Source organism: Methylococcus geothermalis (assembly GCF_012769535.1).
In the GTDB taxonomy this organism is placed as follows: Bacteria; Pseudomonadota; Gammaproteobacteria; order Methylococcales; family Methylococcaceae; genus Methylococcus; species Methylococcus geothermalis.
This window is the reverse complement of record NZ_CP046565.1, coordinates 303,412-319,433: the sequence shown is the minus strand read 5'-3', so window position 1 is coordinate 319,433 and position 16,022 is coordinate 303,412. Positions and strand designations below refer to the sequence as shown.

17 protein-coding genes and 1 tRNA gene are annotated in these 16,022 nt (G+C 64.3%); 16 read left to right on the top strand and 2 right to left on the bottom strand.

Annotated features, from left to right (window positions below):
* Positions 1–12: 12 nt before the first annotated feature.
* The 16 genes from alaS to GNH96_RS01415 all read left to right on the top strand — a co-directional run bounded on the left by alaS (position 13) and on the right by GNH96_RS01415 (position 13,222).
* A complete protein-coding gene (alaS, locus tag GNH96_RS01490) occupies positions 13–2,616 on the top strand; it encodes an alanine--tRNA ligase (protein WP_169601629.1) in 2,604 nt (867 codons plus the stop codon).
* A 34-nt stretch (positions 2,617–2,650) separates the two neighbouring features.
* Positions 2,651–3,880, top strand: a complete 1,230-nt coding sequence (locus tag GNH96_RS01485; protein ID WP_169601626.1) for an aspartate kinase — start codon at positions 2,651–2,653, stop codon at positions 3,878–3,880.
* A 149-nt stretch (positions 3,881–4,029) separates the two neighbouring features.
* On the top strand, positions 4,030–4,224 hold the full coding sequence (gene csrA / locus GNH96_RS01480) for a carbon storage regulator CsrA (protein ID WP_010959751.1): 195 nt from the start codon (positions 4,030–4,032) through the stop codon (positions 4,222–4,224).
* Positions 4,225–4,243: 19 nt separating this feature from the next.
* Positions 4,244–4,336: transfer RNA gene (locus GNH96_RS01475), tRNA-Ser, on the top strand.
* 152 nt (positions 4,337–4,488) lie between these two features.
* On the top strand, positions 4,489–4,743 hold the full coding sequence (gene rpsP, locus GNH96_RS01470) for a 30S ribosomal protein S16 (protein WP_169601624.1): 255 nt from the start codon (positions 4,489–4,491) through the stop codon (positions 4,741–4,743).
* On the top strand, positions 4,743–5,261 hold the full coding sequence (gene rimM / locus GNH96_RS01465) for a ribosome maturation factor RimM (protein ID WP_169601621.1): 519 nt from the start codon (positions 4,743–4,745) through the stop codon (positions 5,259–5,261). Before rpsP ends, rimM begins: the two co-directional genes overlap by 1 nt.
* Positions 5,262–5,277: 16 nt before the next feature.
* The gene (gene trmD, locus GNH96_RS01460) at positions 5,278–6,033 is read left to right on the top strand and encodes a tRNA (guanosine(37)-N1)-methyltransferase TrmD (protein WP_169601619.1); all 756 of its coding nucleotides are present in this window, start codon (positions 5,278–5,280) and stop codon (positions 6,031–6,033) included.
* Positions 6,034–6,037: 4 nt separating this feature from the next.
* Positions 6,038–6,382, top strand: a complete 345-nt coding sequence (gene rplS, locus GNH96_RS01455; RefSeq protein WP_169601617.1) for a 50S ribosomal protein L19 — start codon at positions 6,038–6,040, stop codon at positions 6,380–6,382.
* An 85-nt stretch (positions 6,383–6,467) separates the two neighbouring features.
* Positions 6,468–7,397: a site-specific tyrosine recombinase XerD gene (gene xerD, locus GNH96_RS01450; protein ID WP_169601615.1), complete on the top strand. Its 930-nt coding sequence runs from the start codon at positions 6,468–6,470 to the stop codon at positions 7,395–7,397.
* Between the two features lie 14 nt (positions 7,398–7,411).
* Positions 7,412–8,194: an acyl-ACP--UDP-N-acetylglucosamine O-acyltransferase gene (lpxA, locus tag GNH96_RS01445; protein ID WP_169601613.1), complete on the top strand. Its 783-nt coding sequence runs from the start codon at positions 7,412–7,414 to the stop codon at positions 8,192–8,194.
* 22 nt (positions 8,195–8,216) lie between these two features.
* Positions 8,217–9,152 carry a Gfo/Idh/MocA family protein gene (locus GNH96_RS01440; protein ID WP_169601605.1) on the top strand — a complete coding sequence of 312 codons (936 nt, stop codon included), beginning with the start codon at positions 8,217–8,219 and terminating at the stop codon, positions 9,150–9,152.
* A 22-nt stretch (positions 9,153–9,174) separates the two neighbouring features.
* Positions 9,175–10,269 carry a DegT/DnrJ/EryC1/StrS family aminotransferase gene (locus GNH96_RS01435; protein ID WP_169601603.1) on the top strand — a complete coding sequence of 365 codons (1,095 nt, stop codon included), beginning with the start codon at positions 9,175–9,177 and terminating at the stop codon, positions 10,267–10,269.
* Positions 10,262–11,416 (top strand): lipid-A-disaccharide synthase, encoded by a 1,155-nt coding sequence (lpxB, locus tag GNH96_RS01430; protein WP_169601601.1) that lies wholly within the window; start codon positions 10,262–10,264, stop codon positions 11,414–11,416. The genes GNH96_RS01435 and lpxB overlap by 8 nt, the downstream gene beginning before the upstream one ends.
* Before the next feature lie 73 nt (positions 11,417–11,489).
* On the top strand, positions 11,490–11,990 hold the full coding sequence (locus tag GNH96_RS01425; protein ID WP_169601599.1) for a GreA/GreB family elongation factor: 501 nt from the start codon (positions 11,490–11,492) through the stop codon (positions 11,988–11,990).
* Between the two features lie 9 nt (positions 11,991–11,999).
* Positions 12,000–12,734 carry a M48 family metallopeptidase gene (locus GNH96_RS01420; protein ID WP_169601596.1) on the top strand — a complete coding sequence of 245 codons (735 nt, stop codon included), beginning with the start codon at positions 12,000–12,002 and terminating at the stop codon, positions 12,732–12,734.
* Positions 12,734–13,222 carry a protein disulfide oxidoreductase gene (locus GNH96_RS01415; RefSeq protein WP_169601595.1) on the top strand — a complete coding sequence of 163 codons (489 nt, stop codon included), beginning with the start codon at positions 12,734–12,736 and terminating at the stop codon, positions 13,220–13,222. The genes GNH96_RS01420 and GNH96_RS01415 overlap by 1 nt, the downstream gene beginning before the upstream one ends.
* 357 nt (positions 13,223–13,579) lie before the next feature.
* On the opposite strand, the gene GNH96_RS15945 is transcribed toward GNH96_RS01415, so the two are convergent.
* Positions 13,580–14,002: a type II toxin-antitoxin system TacA family antitoxin gene (locus GNH96_RS15945; protein WP_169601594.1), complete on the bottom strand. Its 423-nt coding sequence runs from the start codon at positions 14,000–14,002 to the stop codon at positions 13,580–13,582.
* Between the two features lie 480 nt (positions 14,003–14,482).
* Entirely contained in the window at positions 14,483–15,943 is a 1,461-nt protein-coding gene (locus GNH96_RS01400) for a class I SAM-dependent DNA methyltransferase (protein WP_169601591.1), read from the bottom strand.
* Between the last annotated feature and the right edge of the window lie 79 nt (positions 15,944–16,022).

The window sequence follows — 16,022 nt, the reverse complement described above, 5'->3', positions numbered from 1 at the left end:
GGTAAACCAAGCATGACCAGTGCGGAATTACGCGCCCGATTCCTGAAATTTTTCCAAGACCGCGGCCACAGCATCGTTGCCTCCAGCCCCCTGGTGCCGGCCAACGATCCCACCCTGCTGTTCACCAACGCCGGCATGGTGCAATTCAAGGACGTGTTCCTCGGCCGCGAGCAACGCCCCTATGTGCGCGCCGCGACGGCGCAGCGTTGCGTGCGCGCCGGCGGCAAGCACAACGACCTGGAGAACGTCGGCTACACCGCCCGCCATCACACCTTCTTCGAGATGCTGGGCAATTTCAGCTTCGGCGATTACTTCAAGCGCGAGGCGATCGGCTACGCCTGGGAGTTCCTCACCGAGGTGCTCATGCTGCCGCCCGAGCGGCTGTGGGTCACGGTGTACGCCGAGGACAAGGAAGCGGAACGGATCTGGCTGGACGAGGTCGGCGTCGACCCGGGGCGTCTCACCCGCATCGCCACGTCCGACAATTTCTGGTCCATGGGCGACACCGGCCCGTGCGGCCCGTGCAGCGAGATCTTCTACGACCACGGTCCCTCCATCGCCGGCGGGCCTCCCGGAACGCCGGAAGAAGACGGCGACCGCTACGTCGAAATCTGGAACCTGGTGTTCATGCAGTACGACCGCGCGGCCGACGGCACGCTGACGCCGTTGCCCAAGCCCTCGGTGGATACCGGCATGGGGCTGGAGCGGCTCGCCGCGGTGATGCAGCGCGTGCATAGCAACTACGACATCGACCTGTTCCGGAACCTGGTCAAGGCGGCGGCCGAGTTGGCCGGCACGGCCGACCTTGCCCAAAGTTCGCTGCGGGTGATCGCCGATCACATCCGTTCCTGCGCCTTCCTGGTCACCGACGGCGTGCTGCCGTCGAATGAAGGGCGCGGTTACGTGCTGCGCCGGATCATCCGCCGGGCGATCCGCCACGGCTACAAGCTCGGCATCCGCGAGCCGTTCTTCCACAAGCTGGTCGGACCGTTGTGCGCCGAAATGGGCCAGGCCTATCCCGAGTTGGTCGCATCCCGCCAGCGGGTCGAACAGGTGCTCCATAAGGAAGAGGAGCGCTTCGCCGAGACCCTGGAACAGGGCATGAAGATTCTCGACGTCGCGATGCGCGATCTGCCGGAACGAGTGATTCCGGGCGAAACCGCGTTCCAGCTCTACGACACTTATGGCTTCCCGGTCGACCTGACCGCGGACGTGGCGCGTGAGCATGGTCTGCAGGTCGACATGGCCGGGTTCGAGCTGGCGATGGAGGCCCAGCGGGAGCGGGCGCGGGCGGCCAGCCATTTCAGCGTGGATTACTCCCAGGAGGTCCATCTCGATGTGGCGTGTGAATTCACCGGCTACCGGAACACCGTCGAGGACACTCGGATCGTGGCGCTGCTGCGCGATGGTCAGGCGGTGGACCGGCTGGAGGCCGGCGAGGACGGCGTGGTGGTACTGGAGAGGACGCCGTTCTATGCCGAAGCCGGCGGCCAGGTGGGGGATCGCGGGGTGATCCGCAGCGATTCGGCAGTGTTCGAGGTGACCGATACCCGCAAGCAGGGCGGCGAGTTGATCCTGCACCGGGGGAAACTGCGCGAAGGCGTGCTGCGCCGGGATGCCGCCTGCCGGGCGGAAGTGGAGGAAGCGCTGCGCCATGCCACCGCCCTGAACCATTCCGCTACGCATCTGCTGCATGCCGCGCTGCGCCGTGTGCTCGGGGAGCATGTGGCGCAGAAGGGCTCCCTGGTCAACCCCGAGCGTCTGCGTTTCGACTTTTCTCACTTCGAGCCCATCAGCCCCGCTCAACTTAGCGAAATCGAGCGCCTGGTCAACCGGGAGATTCGCCGTAATGCCGAGGTCACCGCCGATGTCATGGCCAAGGAGGACGCGATGAAGCTCGGCGCAATGGCCTTGTTCGGCGAAAAATACGGCGACGAGGTGCGGGTGCTGCGGATCGGTGAGTTTTCCACCGAGCTGTGTGGCGGCATCCATGCCCGCCGCGCCGGCGACATCGGCCTGTTCAAGATCGTGAGCGAAACCGGCGTCGCCGCCGGCGTGCGCCGTATCGAAGCCGTCACCGGGGCGGCGGCCGTGGAAGCGGTCGAGGCGACGGAGCGCCTGCTGCAAAGGCTGGCCGACCGCATGAAAGTGGGGCGCGAGATGCTGGAAGAGCGGATCGAGCAGATGTTCGAGAAGAACCGCGCTCTGGAGAAGGAGTTGGAGCGGCTGAAGGCCAAGGCGGCCGGCGCGGCCGGCGCCGACTTGGTGTCCCGTGCGGTCGACATCGCGGGCATCAAGGTGCTGGCCGCACGGGTCGACGATGCCGATGCCAAGGCCTTGCGCGATCTGATGGACCAGCTCAAGGACAAGTTGGGCAGCGCCGCCATCGTGCTGGCGGCGGTCGAAGGCGACAAAGTCGGCCTCATCGCCGGTGTGACCAAGGATCAGACCGGCCGCATCCGCGCCGGCGATCTGGTCAACGCCGTGGCGACCCGCGTCGGCGGCAAGGGTGGCGGTCGTCCCGACCTGGCCCAGGCCGGCGGCAACCGGCCGGAAGGGCTGCAGGCGGCGCTGGACGAGGTGCCGGACTGGGTGCGGCGGGCGCTGGGTGTCTAGCTTCTTCAGGATCCAAACGCAACAGAAATCGATCATGGCTTTATTTGTACACAAGTACGGCGGCACGTCGGTCGGCTCGCCGGAACGCATCAAGAACGTGGCGAGGAACGTCATCCAGGCGCGCAGCCGGGGCGACGACATCATCGTCGTGGTGTCGGCGATGAGCGGCGAAACCAACCGGCTGGTAGCGCTGGCGCACGAAATGCAGGAAAGGCCCAGCACCCGGGAAATGGACGTTCTATTGTCCACCGGGGAGCAGGTCACGATCGCGCTGCTGAGCATGGCGCTGGAGGCGGAGGGTTGCCCGGCCTGTTCCTACACCGGCGGGCAGGTGCGGATCCTCACCGACGACGCCCACACCAAGGCGCGCATTCTCGACATCGATACCGACCGCATCCGCGGCGATCTCGCCGCGGGGCGGGTCGTGGTGGTGGCGGGTTTTCAGGGGACCACCGAGGCCGGCGACATCACGACGCTGGGTCGGGGAGGGTCCGACACCACCGCGGTTGCCCTCGCCGCAGCCCTCAAGGCGGACGAATGCCTGATTTATACCGATGTGGACGGCGTCTACACGACCGATCCGCGGATCGAACCGAAGGCGCGCCGGCTGGACCGCATTACCTTCGAGGAAATGCTCGAAATGGCAAGCTTGGGGTCCAAGGTGCTGCAGATTCGTTCGGTCGAGTTTGCCGGCAAGTACAATGTCCCCTTGAGGGTTTTGTCCAGTTTCGCGGCCGGTCCCGGAACATTGATTACTTACGAGGAAGCAAGTGTGGAAAAACCTTTGATCTCCGGTATCGCCTTCAATCGCGACGAAGCGAAACTGACCATCAAGGGCGTGCCGGACAAGCCGGGCGTGGCTTACCAGATTCTGGGGCCGGTGGCCCGTGCCAATATCGAGGTGGACATGATCGTCCAGAACATCGCGGAAGATGGAACCACGGATTTCACGTTCACGGTGCATCGCAACGATTACCGCAAGGCACTGGATATCCTTGAGGCGACTTGCATGGCCCTGGGCGCGCGCGAAGTGGCCGGCGACGACAAGATCGTGAAAGTTTCGCTGGTGGGCGTGGGGATGCGCTCGCATGCCGGCATCGCCGCTCAGATGTTCGAGGCGCTGGCGCGAGAAGGCATCAACATCCGGATGATCTCGACCTCCGAAATCAAAATCTCCATCGTGGTGGACGAAAAGTACCTCGAACTTGCGGTACGGACCCTGCACGAGGCCTTCAATCTCGACCGCGAGCCGGATGCGGTGTGAGCGGAATCAGCCTGAACCTTTATCCTTTGGCCGAAAACTGCTAACATGGCCCATCTGGTAGATTGATCGCGCCTGATCGGTGGGGGTTGGCAACGTGGCTGCTACGGCTCGTGTCAACTTGGTGTGGGCAATGGACAAAGGAAGGGTTTATGCTGATTTTGACTCGTAGAGTGGGTGAAACCCTGATGATAGGTGATGATGTGACCGTCACTGTTTTGGGTGTAAAGGGAAATCAAGTGCGCATCGGAGTCAATGCGCCCAAGGATGTGTCCGTTCATCGCGAAGAGATTTACGAAAGAATCAAGAAAGAGCAGCAGGCGGGTCCTGAGCACGACAGCGATTGATTCCTTCCCCCGTATTCCTGGAGAGATGGCCGAGAGGCTGAAGGCGCTCCCCTGCTAAGGGAGTATGCGGTCAAAAGCTGCATCGAGGGTTCGAATCCCTCTCTCTCCGCCATTTCAGGATAAGCCCGGTACCGGAAGGTTTCCGGGCTTTTCGCTTTGCGCCCCTCATTTTTTCCATCCGGTCAAGATGCTGGGGCTTCACAATTTTTCAGGATCGCATACAATACCCGCTTTTCTCCGTACGGTTTGACTAGAGGCAAAGGCATGGTAAGCATTCGGTTGGCGCGCGGCGGCGCAAAAAAGCGTCCTTTCTATCACGTGGTGGTGGCGGAAAGCCGTAGCAAGCGTGATGGCCGTTATATCGAGCGCGTGGGGTTCTTCAATCCGATTGCACGGGGTCAGGAAGAGCGGCTGCGCCTGGATCAGGGCCGCATCGAGTACTGGATCGGCACCGGCGCCAAGGCTTCGGATCGCGTGGTTTCCCTGATCAAGGAATTCAAGAAGCAGCAACCGGCTTGATGCCGGGACATGTCGGCAGTGATCCGGCCGTCGTGGTGGGCCGGATCGTCGGCGCTTTCGGCGTAAGAGGCTGGGTCAAGGCTTCGTCTTTCACCGATCCGGTCGGTAATGTGATCCGCTATATCCCGTGGACATTGCGGCAGGGCGATACCGAACGGCGGGTCGATGTGCTGGAAGGGCGCGAGCATGGGGGCTGTGTGATCGTGCGCCTGCAAGGTGTGGATACGCGCGAAGCGGCCGAGGCGCTGAAAGGCTTCGAGGTGACCGTGCGCCGCAGCCAATTGCCTCCGCCGGCGCCGGGAGAGTATTACCGCGTCGATCTGATCGGTCTCAAGGTGACGAACCTGAACGGGGTCGAATTCGGCGAGGTCGTCGATGTGATGGAAACCGGCGCCAACGACGTGCTGGTGGTGCGGGGCGAGCGCGAGCGGCTGATACCGTTCGTGCAGGGCGAGTTCGTCAAGTCCGTGAACCTGGCCGAGTCGCGGATGGTGGTCGATTGGGATCCCGAGTTTTGAAAGACCGGGGGCCCGCATGCGTTTCGACATCGTGACCCTGTTCCCGGAGATGATCCGGGATGCGGCGCGGTACGGCGTGACGGGACGGGCGCTCGCCACCGGCAAGGTGTCGCTGGAAGTCTGGAATCCGCGGGATTTCACCAGCGACCGCCATCGCACGGTGGACGACCGGCCTTACGGCGGCGGCCCCGGCATGGTGATGAAGGTGGAGCCCCTGCGGGATGCCATCCACGCGGCCAAGGCTCAGGCCGCGCCGGGCGCGCGGGTCGTTCTCATGAGCCCGCAAGGCAGCAGGCTCGATCAGGCGGCGGTGCGCAGTTTCGCGACGGTGCCGGGTCTGATCCTGGTGGCCGCGCGTTATGAAGGCGTGGACGAGCGCCTGATCGAGACCGAAATCGATGAGGAATGGTCGATCGGCGATTACGTGCTGAGCGGCGGCGAGCTGCCGGCCTTGGTCATGTTCGACGCGGTGGTGCGTCTCCTGCCGGGCGTACTGGGCGATGCGGAATCGGCGGAGCAGGATTCCTACACCGAAGGGTTGCTGGACCATCCGCATTACACCCGTCCGGAGAGTGTGGCGGGGCTGGAAGTTCCCGACGTATTGCAGAGCGGCAACCATGCCGCGATCGGGCGCTGGCGCTTGAAGCAGGCGCTGGGGAAGACGTGGCTCAAGCGGCCGGACTTGCTGGCCTGCCGTGTGATGACGCCGGAGCAGAAAGAACTCCTGGACGAATTCAAGCAGGAATTTGAAACTCAAAAGAACAGAGGTTAGTTTCATGAACATCATTCAACAGCTCGAAACCGAGTGGATGGGCCAGAAGGTCATTCCGGAATTCGGTCCCGGCGACACCGTCGTGGTACAGGTGAAGGTGAAGGAAGGCGCCCGCGAGCGTTTGCAGGCCTTCGAAGGCGTGGTCATCGCCAAGCGTAACCGCGGTTACAACTCCGCTTTCACCGTGCGCAAGGTTTCCCACGGCGAAGGCGTAGAGCGCGTGTTCCAGACCTACAGCCCGCAGGTCGAGGAAATCCAGGTCAAGCGGCGCGGCGACGTGCGGCGTGCGAAGCTGTACTACCTGCGCGATCGCGCAGGCAAGGCGGCTCGCATCAAGGAAAAGATCTGACGGATCGCGGATCGTTCGCACGGGTCGATCGGTCATCGGGAATGAAGGGCGGTTTTTCCGCCCTTTGTTTTTTCACGGGGCGCGGATGAAGGCAGCACTGCCGGGTGCCGACGAAGTCCGCGAGGCCGACCGCTTGATGATCCAGCGCTTCGTCGAGTCGCTTTGGGTGGAAGAAGGCTTGAGCCGCAACACCCTGAAGGCTTATGGGAGCGATCTCAGCCTGTTCGCGGCGTGGTTGGCGAAGAACCGGCGTTCGACGCTGGACGCGCTAACCGGGGAAGACATCGAATCTTATCTAGGCTGGCGGCACCGTCAGAAAGGCACGGGGCGGACTTCGGCGCGCGTGCTTTCCTGCATCCGGCATTTTTGCGCGTACCGGCTGCGGCGCGGTGAAATCGCCAGTGATCCCTGCGCCTTGATCGATGCGCCGAAGCTGGGCCGTTCCCTGCCCAGTACGTTGACGGAGACCGACGTGGAGGCCCTGTTGGCCGCGCCGGACGCCGATACCCCGCTGGGCTTCCGCGACCGGGCGATGCTGGAAATGCTCTATGCCACCGGCTTGCGCGTCACCGAACTGGTCGGCTTGAGTTTCGGCCAGATCAGCCTGCGTCAGGGCGTGGTACGGGTCAGCGGCAAGGGCGACAAGGACCGGCTGGTGCCGGTCGGCGAGGAAGCCCTGGATTGGCTGGAGCGCTATTTGAACAAGGTGCGGCCGGGCATTCTGAAGGGCAGGCAGAGCGATTTCCTGTTCGTCACCGACCGGGGCGGTCCGATGACGCGCCAGGCCTTTTGGTATCTCATCAAACGCTACGCCTTGCAGGCCGGGATTTCCAAGCCCTTGTCGCCACATACCCTGCGCCACGCCTTCGCCACCCATCTGCTGAACCACGGTGCGGATCTCCGGGTCGTGCAGATGCTGCTCGGACACAGCGATCTGTCGACCACGCAGATCTATACCCATGTGGCGCAGGAGCGGCTCAAGGAATTGCATACCCGCTTTCATCCGCGGGGCTGAGGAGGTAGCGAGAAATGTCCAGTATCCATCCCACCGCCTGTATCGCCGAGACGGCCAAACTCGGCGCCGACGTCAGCGTGGGGCCCTTCGCCGTGATCGAAGACCATGTCGAGATCGGCGACGGCTGCCGCGTCGGCGCGCATGCCGTGATTCATTCCTTTGTCCGCATGGGGCGCGGCAACGTGATCCATCCCCACGCCGTCCTGGGCGGTCTGCCCCAGGACCTGGGATTCGACCCCGCTACCGTCACCCATGTCGGTCTCGGCGATGGCAACGTGCTGCGCGAGGGCGTGACCATCAGCCGCGCCACCCAGGCCGGCGGTTCGACCCGGCTGGGATCGAACAACTACCTCATGAACAACACCCATGTCGGCCACGATTGCGTGCTGGGCGACCACAACATCCTGGCCAGCGGCGCCACCCTGGGTGGTCACTGCCGAGTGGACGACCGGGTGTTCTTCGGCGGCGGGGTGATGGTGCATCAGTTCTGCCGGATCGGCAGCCTCGCCATGCTGCAGGGGCTGGCCGGCATCAACAAGGACGTGATCCCCTATACCATGGTCGGTGGCCGCCCCGGCAAGCATTACCGTCTCAACCTGGTCGGCATGCGCCGAGCCGGGATCGACGGTGACCGGCTGAAGGCCGTGTCGGCCGCTTTCCGCCGCCTGCGCGCCCGCGGCACGTTCGACGATCTGCCCGACACACCCGAACTGGCGTATCTCCGCGCCTGGCTCGGCGCAGGCTCCAAGCGCGGAACCCTGGCGTTCTTCGAGCTGGAAGGGCGCGAAGCGGAATAATTCCAAACTATCGGTCTATCCCATGAGTGCTTTGAAATGTGCCGTGATCGGCGTGGGCTATCTCGGCAAGTTCCACGCGGAAAAATATGCCGCCCTGCCGGGCTGCGAACTGGTCGCCGTGGTCGATGCCGATCCTGCCGCTGCGGCCGAGATCGGCGACCGCCTGGGCGTCGAAGGTCTGACCGACTACCGTGCCCTGCTGGGCAAGGTCGATGCGGTCAGCGTCGTGGTGCCGACCAGCCTGCACCATCGTGTCGCCCGCGATTTTCTCGAAGCCGGCGCGCATGTGTTGGTGGAGAAACCCATCACCGTGACCGTGGAGGAGGCCGACGAGCTGATCCGGATCGCGAAGGAAAAGCAGCGCGTGCTGATGGTCGGCCACTTGGAGCGCTTCAACGCCGCCGTGCTGGGGCTGGACCTGGATCATCACAAGCCGCTGTTCATCGAATCGCACCGGCTGGCGCCGTTCAAGCCCCGCGCCAACGACGTCAGTGTGGTGCTGGACCTGATGATCCACGACATCGACATCATCCTCGACATGGTCGACTCCGAGGTCGAGCGGATCGACGCCAAGGGCGTGGCCGTGCTCACCGGCGACATCGACATCGCCAATGCCCGGCTCCAGTTCAAGAGCGGCTGCGTCGCCAACGTCACCGCCAGCCGGGTCAGCCTGAAGGTCGAGCGCAAGATGCGCATGTTCATGCCCAACGCCTACGTCTCGGTCGACTTCCAGAACCGCGTGCTGGCCCGTCACTGGAAGGGCGAGGGCGAGATGTTCCCCGGCGTGCCGGAAATCCTCAGCGAGGAATCGGTGTTCGAGAACGGCGACGCCCTGATGGAAGAAATCCGCCATTTCCTCGATTGCATCCGCGAAAACCGCGAGCCGCTGGTGTCCGGATCGGCCGGCCGCCGCGCCCTGGCGACCGCCACCGAAATCACCCATCTGCTCAAGTGTTGAAGATATTCAGGAGTTTTGCCGCATGATCCCCATGGTTGACCTCAAGACCCAATACGCCCGCCTCAAGCCGGAAATCGACAAGGGCCTGGCGGATGCGCTGGAATCCTGCGCCTTCGTGCTGGGGCCGAACGTGCAGGCCTTCGAGAAGGAGGCCGCCGAATACCTGGGCGTGAAGCATGCCATCGGGGTGGCCTCGGGCACCGACGCCCTGCATCTGGCCCTGCTCGCCGCCGGCATCGGCGAGGGCGACGAGGTCATCACCTCGCCCTTCACCTTCATCGCCACGGCGGAGGCGATCCGCTACGTCGGCGCCAAGCCGGTGTTCGTCGACATCGACGCCAAGACCTTCAATCTCTGCCCCGCGGCTGTCGAAGCCGCGGTGACGGCCAGGACCCGCGCCATCATGCCGGTGCATCTGTTCGGCCAGCCGGCCGACATGCCGAGGCTCCAGGCCGTCGCCGACCGCCATGGGCTGAAGATCGTCGAAGACTGCGCGCAGTCCTTCGGCGCCACCGTCGGTGGCCGCCAGACCGGAAGTATGGGCATCAGCTCCGGCTTCAGTTTCTTCCCCAGCAAGAACCTGGGCTGCTACGGCGACGGCGGCCTGGTGACGACCGATTCCGACGCGGTGGCGGAGCAGGTCAAGATGCTGCGCAACCATGGCTCGAAGGTGCGCTACTACCACGACGTGATCGGCTACAACAGCCGGCTCGACGAGCTGCAGGCCGTGGTGCTGCGGGTCAAGCTCAAATACATCGACGAATTCAACGCCAACCGCCGCCGCGTCGCCCACCTGTATTCGGAACTCATGGCCGGTGTCGCCGAAGTGCCTTACGAGGATGGCATCGGCGTGCACGTCTACCACCAGTACACCCTGCTGAGCGACCGCCGCGACGCCATCCTGGAGGCGCTGCAGAAAGCCGGCATCGGCTGCGCGATCTACTATCCGGTGCCGCTGCACCGGCAGAACGTGTTCGCGCAGGATTATGCCGACGTCAGCCTGCCCGTATGCGAGGCGGTGGCGGCGCGCTGCGTTTCGCTGCCGATCTTCCCGGAACTGGCGGAAGCGGATGTACGCAAGATCGCGGACGTGGTGCGCCAGGCGGTGAATGGCTGAGCGTGCTCCGCTGGTCATGCTGGTCGCCGGGGAAGCCTCCGGCGACCAGCATGCCGCCGCGATGTTCCGCGAACTCCGGCGGCTGATTCCGGAGGTCCGCGGCACCGGCATGGGCGGCCCCGCGATGAGCGAGGCCGGCATCGACATCCGGGTCGACTCCACCGGCCTCGGCGTCATCGGGCTGGCCGAGATCGCCCGCCATTACGGCGAGATCAGCCGCGCGCTCGAGGCCATGAAGGCGCTGGCCCGCGCCGAGCGGCCCGATCTGCTGATCTGCGTCGACTACAAGGAATTCAATTTCCGCCTGGCCCGCGCCGCCAAGGCGGCCGGCATCAAGGTGCTGTTCTACGTCAGCCCGCAGGTCTGGGCTTGGCGTCCGGGCCGGGTCAAGGACTATGGCCGGGCGATCGACCATATGGCCGTGATCTTTCCGTTCGAAGTGCCCTTCTACGAGCGGCATGGCATTCCGGTGACCTATGTCGGTCACCCCCTGGCCGGGAAGATCGCGCCGGTCGCCGATGCGGGGAGGATGCGGCGAGAGCTGGGGATGGGCGAATCCGGTCCCCTGGTCGGTCTGTTGCCCGGCAGCCGGGGCAATGAAATCCGCCGGTTGCTGCCGATGATGCTGCAGACCGCGGCGCGGATCGCCGGTGAGCGGCCGGACGCCCGTTTCGTGCTGATCCAGGCGCCTTCGGTCACCGACGAGCTGCTGGCCGCCGAACTGGAGGCGGCGCCGGTGCCGGTCCGGCTCGTCAAGGACCGCCGACTCGACGTCCTGGGCTGCTGCGACGCCGTCATGACCACCTCGGGCACCGCGACCCTCGAAGTGGCCCTGCTCGGCGTGCCCATGGCCATCGTCTACAAGCTTGCGCCGCTCAGTTACTGGCTCGGCAGGCTGCTGGTGACGATTCCTTTCATCGGCCTGCCGAACATCCTGGCGGGACGCAAGATCGTGCAGGAGTTCATCCAGCGCGAGGCCAACGCCGAAGCGGTCGGCACCGAGGTTCTCCGGATTCTAAATGAACCCGGCTACGCCTTGCGGATCCGGCGCGATCTGGCCGGAGTCCAGCGGACCCTGGGCGAGGGCGGAGGATCCCGGCGTCTGGCCGAACTGGCGGCGGATCTCCTCGGGGCCTCTTCCCGCTAGCGGCCCATTTGTTTCCCGGCGCTTGCGGGGGTATCCTCGCAGGCTATTTTTTCACTCAACCCGAAACGTCCTCATGAGCCGTGCATTCGTCAAGGAAACCGACGGCGAAGAGCTGGACGACGGTGCGCCGGAGCGCCCCGTCAGCCCGCATCCGAACTATGTAACGCCGGCGGGGCTGGCCCAGCTCCAGGCCAAGGTCGCCGAACTGTCGGCCGAGCGGCAGCGCCTGCTGGGCGATGAGTCGGTCGGCGCCAAGCAGCAGCTCCGCCACGTCGAGCGAGAGCTGCGTTATTACGACGAGCGGGTCGTCAGCGCCATCGTGGTCGATCCCCCGACACAGCCCAGCGGTCGGGTCCATTTCGGGGCGACGGTGGATCTGGAGGACGAGGCCGGCCATGTCCTGCGCTATACCATCGTCGGCGAAGACGAGGCGGATGCGGCGCACGGCAAGATCAGCTGGGTGTCCCCTCTGGCCCAGGCGCTGCTGAACGCCGAAGCTGGCGACACGGTCACCTGGAAACGTCCGGCCGGCGACAAGGAACTCCATATTCTCGCCATCCATCCGGCCGGCTAAGGGCTCTTCATGCATCGCCTGCCGCCCTACCGCCTCCGCCGCAGCGCCCGCGCCAAGTACCTGCGGCTGCTGATCCGTCCCGAAGGCATCGAGGTGGTGGCGCCGGACGGCTTGCCCGAATCCACCGTGCTGGCTTTCGTCCGCCAGCACAGCGGCTGGGCCCAGGCGAAGCTGGCGGAGTTGCAGGCGCGGCTGGCGAAGTTGCGGCAGGGTCAAGCCGAGCGCTTTCCGGCCGAAGGCGGCAGCGTGCCGCTGGAGGGGCGGGAAACACCGCTGTTCATCGAGGAAACCGGCGGCAGCCGGATCCGGGTCTCGCTGGAAGATCGAGGCTTGCGCCTCATCCTCCCCCGGGCCTGCGGCGCCGAGCGGGACCGTTACGTGCGCGATGCCCTGTTCGGCTGGATGAAACGGAGGCTGCCGGGTCGGGTCGCGGAATGCGTCCAGCGCCACGGACCGCAGCATGGGCTCTATCCGCGCCAGTTGCGGATCAAGAGCATGCGCACCCGCTGGGGGAGCTGCGGCCCGGCGAACGACGTCAATCTCAATTGGCTGCTGGGGCTGGCGCCGCCTTCGGTCCTGGAGTACGTGGTCGTGCACGAACTCTGCCACATCCGCCACCGCAACCACTCGCGCGATTTCTGGGAACTGGTGTCGGCCCATCTGCCGGACTGGCGGCAGGAGCGCCAGTGGCTCAAGACCCATGGCGGCGGCCTGATCCAGCGCTTCGATCCGGTTTTTCCGTGATGGCTTTTCGTCGGCGCAGTGTTTTGGGGTGGGGAGTGGCCATCGTCCTGTTCTTCGCGGTGCAGGTCTTTCTGAACCGCGACATGGCGTCGGGGCCCGCTCCCGCCATCGAAGGCCGCTTCCTGGACGGTTCCCCGGCATCGCTGGACAGCTTGCGCGGCCGGCCTGCGCTCGTCTACTTCTGGGCAAGCTGGTGCCCCATCTGCGGGACGATGGAGCACAAGATCGAAAGCCTCGCCCGCGACCATGCGGTCGTCACCGTCGCCTACCAGTCCGGGGATGCGGCGGAGGTGGCGCGTCATGTCGCGGAGCGGCACCTGGACTGGCGGGTCGTACCTGATCCGGACGGCATCAACGGCGAGCGTTACGGTATCCGGGGCGTGCCGGCGTTCTTCATCCTCGGGCCGGACGGCACGATCCGTTCCCGCAGCATGGGTTTCACGCCGGAGTGGCTGCTGCGTCTGCGGCTTTGGCTCGCGGCGGGATAAGCGTCTCGGTTCGGCGAAATCGCACTTTCTGTTGGCGCGGGGGGTTGCGAATCCGATGGCTGATCAAGACTATCGAACACCCGAAGGCCAAGCCCGAAAAACCATCGACAAGCTGCTGACCGCCGCCGGCTGGCGCGTCGTCAATGCCGACCATGTCAACCAAGCAGAGGGGCGCTGGCATGAGAAATTCGTCGGGAACGAATTGGGACAGCCGTCGAGCTGGCCCCCGACATCGTGGCGGCGATCCTCGACGACGCGCTGCCGAAACACGTCACGCTGTTTGATCTGGCGGTCGATCCGTCGGCGCTGTGGGATGAGCAACGGGCGCGGGTCGGGCTCTGAGGTGGAAACGCCACCTCAGCTCAACAAGTTCTTGAGATCCTTGAGCATCAGGAACAGGTGATACGGATCGGTCGGGCTGGGCTCGAATTCCCACGATTCGTACCACTGCCGAGCCGCGTCGTCCTTGGCATGGACCAGCAGGCAGCGAATGCCGGCGATGTCGGCGGCCTGTGCGGTACGCAGCAGCGCATCCTTGAGCAAGCCCTGGCCCAGGCCCTTGTTTTTCAGCTTCGCTGCTCTTCGAGTCAGTCGCGGTTTGCTTTGCACCGGACGGTCCAACGCTTCCTGGAAGGCCTGCCACTGGGCCTCGTCCAGCACGAACTGGCGACGGTCCGCCAGCGTCTGCGCGGCCGCCGTCACGCCAGCGTCGAGCAGGAACTCGCTGACGTTCTTGTGGCAGGCGCGTGCGGCTTCTTGCAGCAGCTGCTTGACGGCCATGCTGGCACGAACGTCAATCTGTTTCCTCCGACATCCGATGCTGTAATCCAACCGATCGATTCGTCCGCGCGTAACGCATTGATCTGTATGGGTCTGAGATGCGACCTCTGCGGACTTCCAGCCACTTCGGAAGAGCGAGGTCGGAGCGAGGAATGGCCAGGAGAGAGTGGAATGTGGCCCGGAAGGGGGCGAGAGGCTGACTGGCGAAGTCCGCAGGCTTCCGCAGGAACCCCCAACAGCACGCGGGAACGGGCGCGATCAGGCAAGACGCGCGCAGCGACGGCCCGAAGGGCGAGCGCCATGGATGGCGCGAATAAAAAACCCCAACCGGGAACGGTCGGGGTTTCAATATTGGTGGCAGACGGTTGACCATGTGCCGACCCGCCTCCCGAGCTTATGAGCACTGGCGCGGGTTGCTGCACGCTGGCGCGAACCCTCCGGCTTTCCGGATCGTGCCCATGGCTGCCTCACCAAGAAAACTCAGCCACTGCGCAGCCCAACCGCCACATCCCGGAACGCGGCCAATGCCGCTTCGAGATGCTCGATGATCTCCTGCTGCAACACCTCCGGCGGCGGCAGATCGTCGAGGTTGTCCAGGCTGTCGTCCTTCAGCCAGAAAATGTCCAGACTGGCCTTGTCGCGCGCGATCAATTCGTCGTAGCCGAAATACCGGAACCGCTCGGTCGCCACCCGCTCGTGGCGGTTGTCCGGGTGGTAGCAGGCGATGAAGTCCTGCAAGTCGTCCCGCTTCAGGGGCCGGGTTTTCAGCGTGAAGTGCTTGTTGGTGCGCAGGTCGTAGAACCAAATGCCCTTGGTGTGGACCTGCCCGTCCTTGGGGGCATTGTCGAAGAACACCACATTGGCCTTCACGCCCTGGGCGTAAAAAATGCCGGTGGGCAGGCGCAAGATGGTGTGCACATCGCAGTTTTCCAGCAGTTTGCGGCGAATCTTCTCGCCCGCGCCGCCCTCGAACAGCACGTTGTCCGGCAACACCACGGCCGCCTTGCCGTCCACCTTCAGCATGCTGACGATGTGCTGCAGGAAGTTGAGCTGCTTGTTCGACGTGGTTTCCCAAAAGTCCTGCCGCTCGTAGGTGAGCGCCTCTTTGTCCTCCTCGCCCTCCTCGTTGGTGATGGTCATGCTGCTCTTTTTGCCAAAGGGCGGGTTGGCCAGCACGTAGTCCACCTTGCGCCGGGGCTCGGCAATCAGCGCATCCGACCGCTCGATAGAGGGCTCGCCGTCCAACTCCCCAATGTTGTGCAGAAACAGGTTCATCAGGCACAGGCGGCGGGTGTTCGGCACGATCTCATTGCCGAAAAAGGTCTGGCTGCGCAGAAACGCCTTCTGACGCTTGTCCAGCCTGGCGCCCGGGCGGGTGAGCCAGTTGTAGGCGCCCAGGAAGAAGCCGCCGGTGCCGCAGGCCGGGTCGGCAATGGTTTTCAGGGGCTCGGGCCGCACGCAGGCCACCATCGCCTCGATCAAGGGGCGCGGCGTGAAGTACTGGCCCGCGCCGCTTTTGGTGTCTTCGGCGTTCTTTTGCAGTAGACCCTCGTACAAATCGCCCTTGGTATCGGCACCCAGGCTGATCCAGTTTTCGGCGTCGATCAACTGCACCAGGCGTGAGAGCTTGGCCGGGTCTTGAATCTTGTTCTGGGCCTTGAAAAAGATCGCGCCCAGCATGCCGCCCTCTTGCCCCAGCTTGTGCAGCGTGGCCAGGTAATGCGCCTCCAGCGGTTCGCCGACCTTGGAAGTCAGGCTGGGCCAGTCATAGCCCTTGGGGATGTGGGTGTCGCGGTTGTAGGGCTCCTGCGCGTATTCGTGCGCCAGCTTCAAAAACAGCAGGTAGGTGAGCTGTTCCAGGTAATCGCCATAGCCCACGCCGTCATCGCGCAAGGTGTTGCAGAAATTCCAGACTTTCTGGACGAGGGTGGATGTGTTCAACGCAGCTCCTGTGGTGTGCCCATCAAGTACCCATCAAGTACGACGACTTATGCAACTCATTGTTTTATATGGTCCAATT